We start from the raw sequence: 16,382 nt of genomic DNA on the forward strand, positions 1-16,382 counted from the left end.
CCTCGTCAACAGCGACTCCGTTAAATTTTTTCTGCGCGGGCCCCAAACCCCGGGAGGGCGCAGTTGTGGCCAACTTGTCCACAGTCGCGCCGCGCCACCGGCGTGAGCCGCATGGTGCAAATGTGGCAAGGGATTCAGCGCAATCCCGCTTGTTGGGCCAAGTTTTGTCCACAGGAGTGACAATTGTGCCTTGGGGACGCAATGACACATCATCTGGCGGATCGGCGGGGGGTGACCACACTATTTAGGCTTTGTGGAATCAAAACGACCCATTACGGTGATGGATAAGCAAGGATAATAGGGGACCAACCCATGGAAGTTGCGACCGACACTGTTCTCCAGTCGATCTGGCAAGGTGCCATCCAGTTGGGTAACGGACCAGTAACTGCCCGTAAGGCAAGAATACTCGAAGCTCTCGTGCCGGTGCCGACACTCTGTCTGCAGGCCCGGCGCGGTCATGCCCACCCGGCCGTCCTTTCGGACGGGGCCGAGGTGATGCCCGAACTTCCCCTTGGCGATGTCATCGCCGAGGAGTTGGGTCTCGACGTGCCCCATGGCACGCTGATCGTGATCGGCCAGGACGATCCCTATGCCGCCTGGAGCGACGGGGAAGGCCTGTCCTACCACGTGGGCGAGTTGGTCGCCGAGGTTCTGCTGGACGTCATCCGGCAGGGGGTTTTCCCTCTGCGGCGCGAAAATGATGCCCTTTATTTCATGGCCTGTTCCTTCCACCGGTTGGCCGGCGCGGCCGGCTTCCAGCACCTTGGCCTGGTGCCTGCGGCGTTCCGGACCGGGCTGGCGGCGACGCTGGGGGCTTACTGGACCGGCGTGCGCAGCAGTCGCCACGACATGAGCGGCATGTTTCTAGAGCCGAACTTCCTGGAAAGCGAGCGGCTGAAGACATTCCTGCGCTCGGTCGACGCCGGTTTCTCGGCGCCCGACGTGCGCCGTGCGCCCGCAGGGCTGATGCTGTTCGCCCATCGCTGCCGCAGCTACGAGGCCTGGCTGAAAGAGGTGGAGCTGCGGGTCTCGCAATCGCTCGCCTCGCTCCAGACCGGGTCCGATATGCACCTGATGCGCGCCAGTTAATCCTTGCCTCCGCAAAGAATACTTTCAATTTTGTCCAAACTGTGCTTATTTCGTATGAATTGAGCAAGTAATTGGAAGGTTTCGATGCAGGATCGTGGGGGTAACCGCACCACAGTTGCGGAGAGGGCTAAATGATCGGGGTCGGCGTCGGGGCAGCGACGCAAGTCAGCGAACGGCCCGCACCGGCCAGTGCCGGCCACGGCCGGGATGAAGGCGCCAAGGGCAAGGGCTTTGCCGACCTTCTGGCCGCCGAAGCCGGTCGGCCCCGGAGCGAGGGCCCCGCGACTAAGGCGGGGACGGAGACGCCCGAGACAATCACCGACACCACGACCGAGGGCGGCGGCACCGAGACGGCCGACCCCACGCTCGACACCGCCGGCAATCCCGTCCCGACCGATGAGCAGCCCGTTGACGCGGCTGTCTCGACCCTTATGGAGGATATTCGCACCGTGTTGGAGGGGTTCGCCCCCGCCGCGACCGGTGCCGCGCCCCAGGCCAACGTACAAGGGGCTGGTGGGCTTCAGGCGGGCGCTCGCGCCCCCGGCGTTGCGGCCCTTTCCGCGGGGCACGCCATAGCCAATCTGCTGACCCGGTTCGACGCCCAGCACGGCACCGACCTTGCGGGCGCCGCGCGGCAGCTTCTGGCACAGGGCCCCGGCGGTCCCGCAACCACCGGCCTTTCGGGCCCCGAGGTTCAGGTGAACGCCGCACTGGCCGCGATGCTGGGTGACGCCCGGGGCGGCCCGGCCAGCATGCTGCCCGCAGCACTGCGCGCGATAATCGCCACACCGGCCCAAGTGCCCGTGGCAGCGCCTCCGGCCGTCCAGCTACCGGGCCAGCGGATCGGACTGCGCACCGCTGACCCGGCCCCGGCCGCATCTGTCGCCGGCCCGACAGCCGCCCCGGCCGGGCAGGGGGCGACACCTGCCGCCGGCCCCGGAGTGCTGCCGGAAGAGGCGGTTTCGCCCCTTCGCCAAGCCGCGCAGGAAGGTGGGCGCGCCCAGGCTCAGGCCCAGGCAAACGCACAGAACGGGGCGCAGAATTCAAACCAGAACGCGCACGCCGCCCAGCCGGGCAACGCGAACCAAGGCCCGAACCCCGCGGCGGCCCCCGTGGCGAACCCTTCGCTCGGCCTGACGCTGGCGCAGGCGCTGGAGCAGACCTTCGGCCCGGCCTCCGGCCAGGCCGGGATGGAACGCATCGCCGCCCCCGCAGAGGCCCGCGGCCCGGTGGCCGCCCATGCCGACACGCCGGCGCAAGCCGCCGCCTCGGGCTTTGCGCGCAACCTGATCGGCCAGATCCGCAAGTCCAGCTTCGCCGAGGGGCGCACCCGCATCGAACTGGCGCCGCGCGGACTGGGCGACATCGAGATCGACATGCAGAGCACCGACAACGGCCGCATGCGCATCGTTCTGCGGGCCGAGAATCCGCTGGTGCTGCAAGCCCTGCGGGACGACCGGCAGATGCTGATGAACATGCTGGACGACAGCGGCCTGTCGCTTGACGGGGCGGGCCTGGATTTTGAGACCTTCAGCCAGGACGGTCGCGGCGACGGATCGGACAGTGAGGCGGATGCCGTGACCGGCACCGACGCCACCGGCCCGGCAGACGAGGCGATCGCCGCGCGCGACGCTTCCACGACGGACGCGGACACAGGGACGGGCGACACGTCCGGCCGCCTGGACATCACCACCTGAGGAGGCGGAGAGCGACATGAGCATAGACAGCACGACGGCCAGCGCGGCCAGCGGCACGGCCACCTCCAACTCGGCGGCGAAGGGTGCGATGACCAAGCTCAGCGGGGATTTCGACAGCTTTCTCAAGTTGCTGACGGCCCAGGTCTCGAACCAGGACCCGCTTGAGCCGATGGACAGCACCACGTTCGTCACCCAGCTTGCCCAGCTTTCGCAGGTGGAGCAGTCGGTGATGGCCAACACCAACCTCGAGCAGATCGCGGCCAAGCTCGCCTCGGCGGCGGACCTGTCGGGGATCCAGCTGATCGGTCGCGACGTGACCCTGCCAGCCGACCGGATCGAACGGATCGGCGGCGAGGGCCTTTACGATTACGAGCTTGAGGAAAGCGCCCACAGCGTCCGGGCCGAGATCCTGGATGCCAACGGCGATGTGCTGCGCACGGTCTCGGGCCTGCCGACCGAGGCCGGCGCCCGGCACCGCTTCCGCTGGGACGGGTTGGACGCCAATGGCGCGACGGTTGAAGATGGCGCCTATGGCATTCGCCTCGTCGCCCAGGACAGCCAGAAAGGGTCGATCGGCTACTCCGGCTACGCCACCACAAGGGTCGAGCGGGTCAGCCTTGAAGGGGCGCAGCCGATGCTGGTGCTGCGCAACGGGACCGAGGCGTCGTCGGGCAGCGTCCTGTCGGTCCAGTAACCGGGCACACAGCCCCGCCACGAAAAAAGGCGTCCCCCGGGGGACGCCTTTTTCTTTTCGTGCCCAGAGGCGCGTGCGTCAGATGAGCGGCACGTCGCCCTGATAGAATTCCAGGAACCGCACTTCCTTGATGCCCTCGAACTTGCTGTCGAGGGAGGACAGGATGCGCTGGGACAGGCGCTCTTGCACCGCTGCCGGATCGGTCAGCTGGCTGGAGCGCGCGGCCTCGTGCATGGAGGCCAGGATCGAGTCGCGCAGGCGGGCGGCGTTCTCGGCCTTGCGCCAGGTCTTGGCCTGGGTGGCATCGGCCAGGGTGACGCCGAAATCGGCGACGATGTAGGTCACGCTACGCGAGCGATAGACCGGGACCGTGATGCGGCCCAGTTTGACCAGGCCGTCATCCTCGGGGATGGCCTCCTCATGGGTGGTCTCGGCCTCGGCCACGATCGCCCGGGCGATCTGGTCCTCGGGCAGGCCGTCAGCGCCGTCGCGCATGCCCGATGACCCGCCATCGGCGAGTTGGGCCGCGTCGGCGTCAGGCGACATCACGACGCCAAGGCCGTAGCCCCCGGCGGCGCAAATGGCAGTAAGGGCGAATACTAGAATCGAAAGTCTTTTCATACCGACAGAACTCACAGGTTTGGTCCTGCCGGTATGACGCGCTATCGAGGCGGAAGTTTTGTTCTAGTAGGGCAATATGATGTCCATGACATCTTCGCCGTAACCCCGCGTCTGGGCACGGGAAAGTTGCCCGCGCCCACCATAGGCGATGCGGGCCTCGGCCATCTTGTCATAGGAAATTGTGTTGTTCATCTGGACATCTTCGGGCCGGATGATGCCCGCCACGCGCAATTCGCGCAGCTCCTGGTTGACCTTGACCTCTTGGCGGCCGGCGACAACAAGGTTTCCGTTGGGCAGCTTTTTGACGACCAGTGCCGCAATTCGCAGATTGATGGTCTCGTTGCGGTTGATCGAGCCGGAGCCGCTGGCCTGGGTCGAGGAACTCAGATCGACCAGATCGCCCTGGGGCAGGTCGTCGGGGCCGACACCGGGCAGGATCTTGTCGATCTGGGTCCCGTAGCCGAAGAGCTTGGGGAAGGCGAGGGTGCTGCCGCCGCCGCGCGACCGCTCGGTCGCGTTGCGCAGCTTGGCGCCGTCGTTGATCGCCACGTCGATGGTCAGGATGTCGCCCACCTTCGAGGCGCGCTGATCCCCGAAGAACCCGCCCGATCCGCGTTCCCACAGCGACGCCGCCTCGGCCCGGTACTTGACGCGGGTGGGTTCGGGGGGCGGCATGGGGACCCGGACCGACGCCGCCTCGGGCATCGTCTCGGGGCTCATCTCCATGCCCGAGATCTGCGGGTCGCGGTCGAAGGGGTTGCCTGTGCCGCACGCGGCCAGCCCCGCCAGAAGGGTCGTGGCCAGCAGCAGCCGGCCCCGGCGGAAGGGGGCGCGACGGGCTGCGGGGATTATCTGGGCGGATCTCACTGGCTTACCTCCACGATGCCCTTGCCGGTCGCCGTGCCGACAAGGGAGGTGTTGCTTACTAGGTTGACGATCTTGACGTCCTCGCCGAGGGCGGCGCCGGCCAGGGCCCGGCCGGGTGCCGCAAGGGACAGGTTGCCGTCGGAATAGCGGATCGTGATCTGGTCGCCGCGGTCGATGACCTGGGGCGGTTGGATCGACTGGGCCACGATAGGGCGGCCTTGGGTCAGGACCCGGCGCACCTGCATACCGACCAGCTTGGTGGTTTCGGTGAGGGCAAAGGCGCTGAGCCGGCCGTGGGGAAGGGCGACGGTGGCAAGATCAGCCTCGGTCACGATCTCGCCCGGCAGCATGCGCCGGTTGGGAACGGGAACGTCGACCGTCAACAGGGCCAGGCCCGACACCCGCTGGACCTGGCCGGCGGGGGTGACGGCATTGGCCACGAACCGCCCTGTCGCCGTGTCCATCCAGAAGGCCGAGAGCATGACCGCGCGCTCGACCGCGCCGGGGGCGAGGGTGACCTCGACCGTGCCGTTCTCGGGCAGGGTGGGGCCAAGGGTGTCCCGGGCGCGCTCCTCGATCAGGACGGAAAGCGCCTCGGTCGCGGCGCGCGCAGGGGCCGGCGGCAGCAGGGCCGCCGCGGCGACCAGCGCCAGGGCCAGCAACAGGCGGCCGTGCCCGAGGCTGCGACCGGGGAGGGGCGCGCGGGACATCATCACTTGATCTGGTTGGTGGTTGTCATCATCTGGTCGGCGGTCTCGATGGCCTTCGAGTTCATCTCGTAGGCGCGCTGGGCCGCGATCAGATCGGTGATCTGCTGGATGATGTTGACGTTCGACGCCTCGAGGTAGCCCTGTCGGATCACGCCGACGCCCGGATCACCCGGATTGGCCGCCAGCGGATCGCCCGAGGCGGTGGTGGCCGCCAGAAGGTTGTTGCCCAGCGGCTTCAGCCCGCCCTCGTTCACGAAGGTCGTCAGGGCAAGCTGGCCCAGCTCGACCGGCGCGGGGTCATTCTCGACATAGGCCATGACGGTCCCGGTCTCGGAAATCTCCACGTTGACGGTGTTGGCGGGGACCACGATGCCCGGGTCCAGCTCATAGCCCTGAAGGGTGACAAGTTGGCCTTCCGCGCTCAGCTGGAAGCTGCCGTCGCGGGTGAAGGCGCGGCTGCCGTCGGGCAGGGCCACGGTGAAATACCCCTCACCCTGGATCGCCATGTCGAGCTGGTTTTCGGTAGCCTGAAGCCCGCCTTGGGTGTTCAGCCGCACCGTGCCCGAGGTCTGCACCCCGAGGCCCAGGTCGATGCCGGTGGGGCGGGCGGTACCGTTTTCCGAGGTCAGCGCGCCCTCGCGCTCGACCGACTGGTAGATCAGGTCCTGGAACGCGGCCCGGCTGGATTTGAACCCGGTCGTGTTGGCGTTGGCGATGTTGTTCGAGATCACGTCCACGTTGGTCTGCTGGGCCAGCATGCCCGTCGCGGCGATTCCAAGTGCTTTCATGGTCGCGTTCCTCCTTAGAACTGCTTGCCGAGACGGCGCAGCGCGTCGCGGCGCAGCTCGTCCTCGCCGCCCATCAGCTTGACGGCGCGGTCATAGGCTTTCTGGATGGCCATCATGCGGGTCATCTCGATGATGGGTTGCACGTTGCTGCCCTCGATCGCGCCCTGCACAACCTTGGTATCGATGGCGGGGGTGGCGACGGCGGGGCGGCCCTCGGCGGCGACAAAGAGGCCGCTGCCGATCCGCTCCAGCCCCTGTTCGTCGGGCAGGTCGTAAAGGCCCAGCCGGCCCAGCGTGCCGCGTCCGGGCGCGCTGATGGTGCCGTCCGCGCTGATCGAGACGGGCCCCTCGAGGTCGGGGGGCAGGGCGACGGGGTTGCCGCCCACGTCCAGCACCTGCGCGCCCGAGACGGTGACCAGGTTGCCTTGGGCATCCATCGTCAGCCGCCCGTCGCGCCCATAAGCCATCTGTCCGGTGTCGGTGCGATAGGACAGCCAGGCATTGCCCTGAAGCGCGATGTCCAGCGGGTTGCCGGTCTGGGTCAGCATGCCTTGGCGCGTATCGACGTAGGAGCCCGAGTCGAGGACGAACGCCGTGCCCTTATCGCCGTTCTGCTCGTCCATGATCAGCGATTCGAACAGCACCCGCTCACCCCGGAAGCCGGGGGTGTTGGCGTTGGCGATGTTGTTGGCCGTCACGTCCATGTCCCGGCGCATTGCCGTGGCAAGGGAAAGGGATACGAAGGTCGAGTTGTCCATTCCGAAGCACTCTCCGGTTGTCCGCTGCGGCTGGCAGCCGCGAGGTTTGGTGAAGCAAACTATACTTCACAGTTCTTGCTTATCGTGTATGCTATTCTTCCAAGAAGCAAGTAAATTTAAGAAGAGACACGGTGCAACGGCGGTTTGGATTGACTTTATCCTTGGGTGGAGGTCGGGCGCGAGGGCGCCCCGGCCCGCTGCTGCCGACCGCCCTTTTGCTGGCACTGTGTCCGGGCGTGGTCATGGCCGGGCCGCCGGATGACGGCTTCCGCCCCCTGTCGGTGGCTGGTGCGGATGCCCCCGCGCAGGCGACCGGCGATCCGCTGCCGCCCGGGGCCCGCGACCTCTCGGCCTATCAGCGCGCAAGCTTCATCGACGATCGCCACCGCCTTGCGACCCGACTGGTCGAGGCATCCGAGGCTGTGGCCGCCGGCCGCGCGCCCCTGTCGCTGTTGTCGGAGGCCCGGCTGAACCTGGCCGAATTCTACACCGCCCACGTGATGCTGGCCGAGGCGCGGTCGCTGCTGCGCCCGCTGGATCTTGCGGCGATGCCCCCGGTTCTGGCGGGAAGGGTGCTGGCCCAGCGGGCGGCGGTCTCGCTGCTGGCGGGCGACCGGCCTGTGCGCCCTGAGCCGCTGGGCCCGGAGTGGAAGGCCTGGCCGGACCAGCCGTTGTGGAAGGTGCTGTCCCACGCGCTGGCGCGGGCCGTGCCGGACGAGGCGCCGGTGATGGCCCTGATCCCCGAGGATCCGACCGCCGCTTCCGACCTCTGGGAGGAGGCCGAACCCGAGAAAGCGGCGCCGGCCGTTGCCCAGCCCGCGCCGCCGGTCGAGGGCAGGCCCACCCCGGCAGACCTGGCCGCCGCGGTCGCGCGCCTCTCCGCCTTTCCCGCGCCTTTCGTTGAGGCGGTTCTGCCCGGTTTATTGGAGTTGGCGATCGATCTGCGAAGCTGGGGCGTGGCGCGGGACCTGGCGCGCCGCTTCGACGACCACGCGGCCCTCCGCGACGGCGAAAGCTACTATTACCTGCTGGGCCGCGCGGCCGAGGCCGGGGACGCGCGGCTGGTGGCGTTCGATAATTACGTCCGCGCCTCCGAAGGCATGGGCCGCGACGCGCAGCGGGCGCGCCTGGCGCTCGTCTCGCTGGGCCTTGCCAGCCGCTCCCTGCGGCCAGAGGAGGCCCGCGACCTGATGGCCGAGGCGAAGGGCATGTGGCGGGGCGACGAGCTGGCGGTCACGACCCTGCGCCGCCTGGCCCGGATCGAGCTGAGCCTGGGCAACCCGCTTGAGGCGCTGCTGGCCTATGGCGAGGTGATCGTCAACTATCCGGGGCATTCCGACGCGCCGCTGATCCGCCAGAAGGCAAACGTTCTGCTGGACCAGTTCTACGACGCGGGCGCGCGGGGCGAGCTGCCCCTGTCGGAATTCCTTACCGGCCACCGCCGGCTGGCGATCCATTACCGGTTCGAGGATGACTTCGCCCGCCATGCCGAAAGCTTCGCCGACACCCTGCTGGCGGCGGGGGCGACATCGGTCGCCTCGGCGGAATACGACGCGGTGCACGATTATCTTTCGGTCAGCCGAGACCTTGGGCTGCAGGACATCCCCGAGGCCCGGACCGACGCCCTGCGCATCAAGCAGATCCGCGCCCTGATCGCCGGCGGCCAGCACGAGGAGGCGGCGATGCTGCTGTCCCAGGCGCGGGTCGGCGCCTCGCCGGAGCAGGAGCAGCGCCTTGCCCTGCTGGCCGCCCGGATCTACGCCCTGGTCGATGATCGCAGCGCCCTGTTGGCCACCCGGCTGGTGGAGCCGACGCCGGGCTACAAGCGGCTGATGGCCGAGGCGCGGTTTGCCAACACCGACTGGGCCGCCGCCCGAGACACCTATCGCGACCTGTGGCTGGCCGAGGGCAACGGGTTTCCGTTCCGCGACGCCATCTCGCTTCTACTGGCCGCGCACCGGTCGGGAGATGTCGAATTGACCCGTGAGCTGGCGCGCGCCTTTCCGGCGCTGACCGACGTGCCCCAGTGGGCCGAAATCGCCCAGGGCCTGACCGAACCCGCCGCCGCCGTCGACCCGCTGGCAAGCGACGGCGTCCGCTCCCGCATGGAGAGAGCGGGCCGAACCTTGGATAATCTTGCAACAATAGAAGAAGGCATTCTTAGATAATCTTTGCGCAAACTTAAATTATCATGTAGTGATTGTATCAAAACTTGCGGAAGCAAGTAAAAATATAATGGGCTCCGCCTTCTTTCAGCCCGGGCGTGCCCAAGCATTGGGAAGGAACAGAGACCCATGAGCATCTCCGCCGCATTGCAAACAGGCGTCAGCGCCCTGCTGGCCAACTCGACCAAGGTCGGGAACATCTCGGACAACATCGCCAACGCCAACACGGACGGCTATCGCCGGACCTTCTCGCAGATGGTCACGACCACGGCCGGCGGCACGGGTGGGAATTACTCCACCGGCGTGCGGACGGCCTTCGGGGCGGACATCACCAGCGACGGTACCCTGCGCGCCACCGGGCGTCAGAACGACCTGGCTATCAACGGCCCCGGCTTTTTCGTGGTTTCCAAGAACCCGAACGAGACACTTCAGTCCAATTTCATGCTGACCCGGGCAGGCTCTTTCGTGCCTGACGAGAAGGGCAACCTGCGCAACGCGGCCGGCCTTTACCTGGCGGGCTTTCCCTATGACATGAACGGCGACCTCGGCTCGGTCGACCGCAACAGCTATGTCGATCTGAAGACGGTGAACGTGGCCGAGGTCTCGATCACCGGCAGCCCGACCACGACGATCGGCGTCTCGGGCAACCTGCCGTCGCAGGAAACCGGCGTTGCGACCCCGGGTGGGGCCTTCCTGTCCTCGGCCGAGTTCTATTCGCCCCTGGGCGCCGCTTCGCGGATGCAGTTCTCGTGGCAGCCCAGCGCTACGGCGAACCAGTGGCAGCTGACCGTCTCGGACGATCAGGGTCTGGATTTCGGCCAGGTCACGGCCGAGTTCCACGATTCCGGCGCCCTGGCCGGTGCGCCCCTGGCCTACAGCGGTGCAACCAGCCTGGCGCCCGCGCCGGCCGGCTTCGCCTTCGATCCCGCCACCGGGATGGCGACGGTCACGATCAACAACGGCACCACCCCGCAGGTGATCGAGGTGAACCTGGGTGCGCCCGACACGTTCGACGGGATGACCCAGTTCTCGGGCGACTACTCGCCGCTGGACGTCGATTCCGACGGCTCTCTCGCCTCGCGGATGGTGCGGACCGAGTACAATGATCGCGGCGACATCTTCGGCGTCTTCGACAACGGGGACCGCCGGCCGCTCTTCAACACGCCGCTGGCGGTGCTGACCAACCCCAACGCCATGCAGGCGCTGGACGGCAACGCCTACCGCGCGACCCAAAGCTCGGGCCCTGTGTCCCTGGGCACGGCGGGCGAGGGCGGAACAGGTGGCATCACCCCCGGCACGCTCGAGACCTCGAACGTCGAGATCACCGAGGAGCTGACTGACCTCATCAAGACCCAGCGGGCCTATTCCTCCAGCGCCAAGATCGTGACCACGGTCGACGAGATGCTGGACGAGACCATGCGCCTCAAGCGCTGATAACCTGCGCGGTCCGCCCTTCGGGGCGGGTCGCGCCCTGAAGGGACCGGAGCATCGCCATGGGCATCACCGCCTCCTACACGGTCAGCCAGAGCGGCCTGCGCGCCACCTCCAGCTGGTCGGACCTGACCTCGGACAACATCGCCAACGCCAACATCGACGGCTACACCCGCAAGGAGGTGATGCTGAGCACCAGCGCCAGCGGCCGGGTCGAGGTGGTCGGCGTCCGGCGCGAGGTCAATATGGCGCTGGACCGGATGTACCGGCGCGAACTGTCGCGCCAGGCGACGCAGCAGGCGATCTCGGACGGGCTGCGGGCCCATGCAACGCACTTGGGCCAGCCCTCGGATCCGTCGAACCTGTCGTCCCGCCTGTCCAGCCTTCAAAACAGTTTCGACCTTCTGGCCAACAACCCGTCGGACTCGGCGCTCCAGCGCTCGGTGCTGGAGGAATCGGAAAGCTTCGTCCGGGGCATCAACCTGGCCGCCGACAGCCTTGAGCAGGCCCGCGGTGACACCGCGCGCCGGGTGCTCGAGGACGTGCGCACCATGGACGACGCCCTGCGCCGGATCTCCCAGCTGAACCAGGAGATCCTGATCACCCCTGCCAATACCGCCGAAAGTACGGGCCTTCAGGACGAGATCGGCCGCCGTCTCGACGAGGTGTCCGAGCTGATGGAAGTGCAGATTCGCTTCGAGGGCAACGGCACGGTCAGCGTCTATGCGACCGGCGGCGCCCAGCTTGTCGACGGGGCCACGCGCATCCCGCTGCGCTATGACACGGTGGCGGGTCGGCTTTACGCAGGCAACACCGACATCACCCCCGGCGACCCCGGTCTTCGTGGCTCGGACGAGGGGCGGCTGGCAGGGGCCTTCACGCTGCTCAACCGATACCTGCCGGCGATGAACCGTCAGATCGACGAACTGGCCCGCGCCATGATCGTCGGCTTCACCGATGCCGATGCCTCGCTGGCTGCCGGCGTGCCCGGCCTATTCACCGACGGGGGCAACGCCTATGATCCGACCAAGCGGGACGGCCTGGCATCGCGGCTTTCGATCAACGACGCGGTCTACCCGGAGAAGGGCGGCTACCTGTGGCGGATGCGCGACGGGATGGGCGCCACCACCCAGGGCCGCCAGGGCGAGACCGCCCAGATCAACGCCTTCATCTCGGTGATGGAGACGCCGCGGGACTTCGACCCGCTGGTCGGGCAGGGCGACCGCACCGACATGACCGATTTCACCGCCGGCATCATCTCGGACCAGCAGGTCCGCCGCTCTGTCGCCGACGAGCGGGCGCTCGCCTCCAGCCTGTCGGCACAGGCGATCGGCGCGTCCCGTCTGGACGGGCAGGGCGTCAACATCGATGACGAGTTGCAGCAGCTCATGCTGATCGAGCAGGCCTACGCGGCCAACGCCACCATGATGAAAACACTCAACGAGATGATGGACACGCTCCTGCGCGCGGTCTGAGGAGGCACTCGATGTCAAGCACAGTCAACACGATCTCGACCTTCAACGCGGGGCTCGACAGCCGGCGAAGGGTCGCGCAGGTCAACCGCGACCTCAGCATCGCCGAGAAGGAGCTTTCGACCGGCCTCAAGGCCGATGCCTTCGACGCGCTGGGCGGACGCTCCTACGAGGCGCTGGCGCTGCGCACGCGGATGGACCGCAACGAGGGCCTGTCTAACTCGAACAAGCTGTTGGCCGCGCGGCTGGACTTCACCGCGCTGACCCTGTCGGACGTGCGTGACACGGCCCAGGACTTCCTGAACCTCGCCGTACCGAACCGCAGCGCGCCCAGTGGCACCGTCGACCCCCTCAGCCTTGAGGCCGGCGCGGCGCTGGAGCAGATGATCGCGCGGCTCAACGTCTCCTACCAGGGGGCCTTCCTCTATTCGGGGACGACCTCGGACGTGGCGCCGATGCAGAAGTGGAGCGAGGTCAATCCCGCCACGGGCAAGTCGCCCCGCGACGTGGTGCAGGCGATCGTCGGAGGCGGCATCGGCAATGCCGCCGACGCGGCGGCCAAGGTGGCCCAGATGAACGCGGTCTATCAGGGGGCGGCGGTCGATCCGACCACGAATTACGAGGCGACGTTCTACAACGGCACGCCCCAGCAGACCCCCGCCGGCGTGCCCGAGGCGCGCCTGGAGGCACGGATCGAGTCGGAGCTGGTCCTGCCCTACGGGGTACAGGCCAATGACCGGCCATATGTTCAGGTGATGCAGGGCATGGCGATGATCGCCGCGACCGATGTCAGCCAGATTGCCGATCCGGGCGGGTACGAGACCTGGGTCAGCGCCGCGGTGGACCTGATCTCGCAGGGGATCGCCGGCATGATCGAGACTGAATCCCGTCTGGGCGGTCAGCAGGTGCAGCTTGAGAACACCCAGCAGGTGCAGGAAAGCCGCCGGTTGCTCTACAACACCCAGATCGTAGCCCTGGAAGGGGCCGATCCCTACGAGGCCGCAAGCCGGGTGACCGCGCTTCAGACCCAGCTTGAGGCGACCTATACGATCAGCGCCCGGATCACGCGGCTCAGCTTCCTCAACTACCTTTGATCTGACGCAAGAATAGATGCGGCTTAATTCTTGTAGATCTGGAAATTATACTTGGACTGTCGTATAAGGGACTTGTTCCGCCGAGTCCGTCTCGAACGCTTAGTCCTTGGGGTTGAATGACCATGAAGCTGTTTCTCCCGCTCGTGATCCTGGCCGGCGCCCTTTTCGCCGGGGCAGCCTCGGCCGATGTGCGCATCAAGGACATCGCCAGTTTTGAGGGCGTCCGGGAAAACCAGCTTGTGGGTTATGGCCTGGTGGTCGGCCTCAACGGCACGGGCGACCGGCTGCGCAACAGCCCCTTCACAGAAAAATCCATCGAAGGGATGCTGGAGCGGCTGGGCGTCGGCAACCTCAGCGATGATCAGATGAAGACCGAGAACACGGCGGCGGTGATGGTGACGGCCATGCTGCCGCCCTTCGCGCGGCGGGGATCGACCATCGATGTGGTGGTCTCGTCGCTGGGCGATGCCGGCAGCTTGCGGGGCGGAACGCTGATCGTTACCCCGCTGTCGGGCGCCGATGGCGAGATCTACGCCGTGGCCCAGGGGCCGATAGCGGTGGCCGGTTTCGCGGCCCAAGGCCTCAACGCCAGCGTGACCGAGGGCGTGCCCACCGTCGCCCGGATCGAGAATGGCGCTACGGTCGAGAACGAGATCGACTTCGAACTGGCCAGCCTGAAATCCGTGCGCCTGGCGCTGCGGGTGCCCGACTTTACCACCGCCACCCGGGTCGAGGACGCGATCAACCAGGCGCTGGGCGGACGTTGGGCTCGGGCGCTGGACCCCACCACCATTGAGGTGGAATTCGCCGAGAAGGCCGACCTGCCGGACCTGATGGCCGCGATCGAGGTGCTGGAAGTGCGCCCCGACAGCGTCGCCAAGGTGGTGATCGACGCCCGCTCGGGAACCATCGTGATCGGGGCCGATGTCCGCATCGCCCAGGTCGCGGTCAGCCAGGGCGGGCTGACGGTGATCGTGCGCGAGGACATATCCGTCAGCCAGCCCAAACCGATCTCCATCGGCAATACGGTCGTCGTGCCCAAGACAACGGTCGAGGTGCGCGAGAAGGAAGCCAAGTTCACAGTGCTGGAAGGGGATGTCAGCCTTCAGCGGCTGGTGGACGGGCTGAATGCCATCGGTGTCGGCGCGACCGAGACCATTTCGATCCTGCAGGCGATCAAGGCCGCCGGCGCGCTGCACGCCTATCTGGAAATCATCTGAGGACGCATCCATGCAAATTCCCGGTCTTCCCACGGGCCTGACCGCCCTTCAGACCGCAGGCCAATCCGCAAGCCAGGCCGCGGGCCAGGCCGCCGCGAACCGCGCCGGCGGGCAGGGCGGGGCGGATCCCGCCGACCCCGCCGCCAAAACCGCGCGCGAGTTCGAGGCGCTGTTCCTGACCCAGGCGGTCGACGAGATGATGAAGACCGTCGACCTGGGCAGCTTTGCCGCCGGCAGCGCCGAGGAGACCTGGCGCAGCTTCCTGTCGCGGGCCATCGCCGACGAGATCGCGGGCCAGGCGGGTGCCGGCACGGGGATCGCCCGCAGCGTCGAAAGCACGATTGCCGCCTATGGGCGCGCCGCGGCGGCGGAGGGTGACAAATGACCGACCCCGTCGAATCAAACCCGGCCAATGCCACCGGTGCCATTGCCGCGGCCCTGAAACTCTTCGAGCGCGAAATCGCCGCAATTGGTCGTGGTGACATGGACACGATCGAGGCGCTGCGCCCCGAGAAGGAGCAGATGCTGGAGCGGCTGGACGATGCCCGCGACGCCATCGAGGCCGGGCTGGCTGCCGATGGCGATAGCGCCATCGCCCTGCGCCAGGACATTCACAGGCTGCAAAAGTTGACTGCGGAAAGCGAACGTCAGCTCCGTTACCTAGCCGAGGCCGCCGGTGAGGTTCTGGCCGAACTTCAGCGCATCCGGGACCGCCACAGCCTCAAGGGTATCTACGGCGGTTCGGGGCAACCTGTGACAGAAACGAATCAACCTGGATCATCTCGCATGGATAAATCGATCTGATCCTTGCTATTGCCTTAATTGTCAGTTTCAGTGCCAGTACAGCGGCTTAGTACCCCGCTTTTTCGTCAGAAAGACGAAGTACACAGAAGAAAAAACGGAGCAGGTCTAAATGTCCTCCATTCTTACGAACAACTCTGCAATGAACGCCCTTTCGACCCTTCGGTCGGTGAACAACCGTCTGGGTGAAAACCAGGGTCGAATCAGCTCGGGTCTCAAGATCCAGTCCGGCAAGGACAACGCTGCATACTTCGCTATTTCGGAAACGATGAGCGGTGACAGCGGCATGTACAAAGCCATCGACGAAAGCCTGACGCTCACCAAGAACTCGGTCTCGACCGCCCGTCTGGGTGCCGAAACCGTGGCCGACCTGGCCAAGCAGTTCGTTGAGCGTGTGGCCTTCGCCCAAGGCGGCACCGCCGAAGTGCGTGCCAGCGTGCAGAACGAACTTGATGAGCTGGCTGCCCGTATCGGCACCACCATCAGCCAGTCGACCTTCAACGGCGAAAGCCTGGTCGACAGCGGCGCGGCAGTGACCGTGGTTACCGGCATCTCGCGCTCGTCCGCGGGTTCGGTCGCAACCACGACCATTTCCTTCAACGAGCAGGACCTGGGCGTGATCCAAAGCGCCCTGGGTGCGATCAACCTGACCACCAGCTCGACCGCTGCCCTGCAGGAAGCCGACCTGAAGACCGCCGAGACCCAGCTGACCGAGGCCATCTCGGCCGCGACTTCGCTGGGCATCGCCGAGCGGTCGATCGAGACCCAGAAGGACTTCCTGACCGAGCTGACCAACCGGCTCGACAGCGGCGTCGGCTCGATGGTCGATGCGGACATGGAAGTCGAGGCCGCACGGCTTCAGTCCCTCCAGGTCCAGCAGCAGCTTGCGACACAGTCCCTCTCTATCGCGAACCAGGGACCGCAGAACCTTCTGAGCCTCTTCCGTTAAGACGCTTTGAACAGATGACACGGCAC

The 16,382-nt window shown here is 66.7% G+C and carries 16 protein-coding genes; 11 read left to right on the forward strand and 5 right to left on the reverse strand.

From position 1 onward, the window contains the following. Positions 1-312: 312 nt before the first annotated feature. The 3 genes from CLV77_RS03450 (at position 313) to CLV77_RS03460 (ending at position 3,480) form a co-directional block, all read left to right on the forward strand. Complete coding sequence (locus CLV77_RS03450; protein WP_143815120.1) at positions 313-1,089, forward strand: hypothetical protein; 777 nt, start codon at positions 313-315, stop codon at positions 1,087-1,089. A 131-nt stretch (positions 1,090-1,220) separates the two neighbouring features. Next, a complete protein-coding gene (locus CLV77_RS03455) occupies positions 1,221-2,786 on the forward strand; it encodes a flagellar hook-length control protein FliK (protein WP_076979240.1) in 1,566 nt (521 codons plus the stop codon). A 16-nt stretch (positions 2,787-2,802) separates the two neighbouring features. Continuing rightward, positions 2,803-3,480 (forward strand): flagellar hook assembly protein FlgD, encoded by a 678-nt coding sequence (locus CLV77_RS03460; protein ID WP_076979239.1) that lies wholly within the window; start codon positions 2,803-2,805, stop codon positions 3,478-3,480. A 78-nt stretch (positions 3,481-3,558) separates the two neighbouring features. On the opposite strand, the gene CLV77_RS03465 is transcribed toward CLV77_RS03460, so the two are convergent. From CLV77_RS03465 to flgF, 5 genes are all read right to left on the reverse strand, one after another. Next, on the reverse strand, positions 3,559-4,101 hold the full coding sequence (locus CLV77_RS03465) for a hypothetical protein (protein ID WP_076979238.1): 543 nt from the start codon (positions 4,099-4,101) through the stop codon (positions 3,559-3,561). Between the two features lie 63 nt (positions 4,102-4,164). Then, positions 4,165-4,968, reverse strand: coding sequence for a flagellar basal body L-ring protein FlgH (gene flgH, locus CLV77_RS03470; protein WP_233128048.1), 804 nt, complete (start codon positions 4,966-4,968; stop codon positions 4,165-4,167). Further along, positions 4,965-5,678, reverse strand: a complete 714-nt coding sequence (gene flgA / locus CLV77_RS03475; protein ID WP_076981001.1) for a flagellar basal body P-ring formation chaperone FlgA — start codon at positions 5,676-5,678, stop codon at positions 4,965-4,967. Before flgA ends, flgH begins: the two co-directional genes overlap by 4 nt. Before the next feature lie 2 nt (positions 5,679-5,680). Further along, on the reverse strand, positions 5,681-6,466 hold the full coding sequence (gene flgG, locus CLV77_RS03480; RefSeq protein ID WP_076979237.1) for a flagellar basal-body rod protein FlgG: 786 nt from the start codon (positions 6,464-6,466) through the stop codon (positions 5,681-5,683). A 14-nt stretch (positions 6,467-6,480) separates the two neighbouring features. Continuing rightward, entirely contained in the window at positions 6,481-7,224 is a 744-nt protein-coding gene (flgF, locus tag CLV77_RS03485; RefSeq protein WP_076979236.1) for a flagellar basal-body rod protein FlgF, read from the reverse strand. Positions 7,225-7,466: 242 nt separating this feature from the next. On the opposite strand from flgF, the gene CLV77_RS16800 reads away from it, so the two are divergent. From CLV77_RS16800 to CLV77_RS03530, 8 genes are all read left to right on the forward strand, one after another. Next, on the forward strand, positions 7,467-9,392 hold the full coding sequence (locus tag CLV77_RS16800; protein ID WP_076979235.1) for a hypothetical protein: 1,926 nt from the start codon (positions 7,467-7,469) through the stop codon (positions 9,390-9,392). Positions 9,393-9,518: 126 nt separating this feature from the next. Next, positions 9,519-10,823: a flagellar hook protein FlgE gene (locus CLV77_RS03500; protein WP_076979234.1), complete on the forward strand. Its 1,305-nt coding sequence runs from the start codon at positions 9,519-9,521 to the stop codon at positions 10,821-10,823. A gap of 59 nt (positions 10,824-10,882) precedes the next feature. Continuing rightward, positions 10,883-12,295, forward strand: coding sequence for a flagellar hook-associated protein FlgK (gene flgK / locus CLV77_RS03505; RefSeq protein ID WP_076979233.1), 1,413 nt, complete (start codon positions 10,883-10,885; stop codon positions 12,293-12,295). A gap of 11 nt (positions 12,296-12,306) precedes the next feature. Further along, the gene (locus CLV77_RS03510) at positions 12,307-13,386 is read left to right on the forward strand and encodes a flagellin (protein ID WP_076979232.1); all 1,080 of its coding nucleotides are present in this window, start codon (positions 12,307-12,309) and stop codon (positions 13,384-13,386) included. Positions 13,387-13,502: 116 nt separating this feature from the next. Next, entirely contained in the window at positions 13,503-14,606 is a 1,104-nt protein-coding gene (locus CLV77_RS03515; protein ID WP_076979231.1) for a flagellar basal body P-ring protein FlgI, read from the forward strand. A 10-nt stretch (positions 14,607-14,616) separates the two neighbouring features. Further along, on the forward strand, positions 14,617-14,991 hold the full coding sequence (locus tag CLV77_RS03520) for a rod-binding protein (protein ID WP_076979230.1): 375 nt from the start codon (positions 14,617-14,619) through the stop codon (positions 14,989-14,991). Further along, positions 14,988-15,410, forward strand: a complete 423-nt coding sequence (locus tag CLV77_RS03525; protein ID WP_076979229.1) for a hypothetical protein — start codon at positions 14,988-14,990, stop codon at positions 15,408-15,410. The genes CLV77_RS03520 and CLV77_RS03525 overlap by 4 nt, the downstream gene beginning before the upstream one ends. 109 nt (positions 15,411-15,519) lie before the next feature. Next, complete coding sequence (locus tag CLV77_RS03530) at positions 15,520-16,356, forward strand: flagellin N-terminal helical domain-containing protein (RefSeq protein ID WP_076979228.1); 837 nt, start codon at positions 15,520-15,522, stop codon at positions 16,354-16,356. Positions 16,357-16,382: the final 26 nt, after the last annotated feature.

The organism is Brevirhabdus pacifica, assembly GCF_002797755.1.
Lineage (GTDB): Bacteria > Pseudomonadota > Alphaproteobacteria > Rhodobacterales > Rhodobacteraceae > Brevirhabdus > Brevirhabdus pacifica.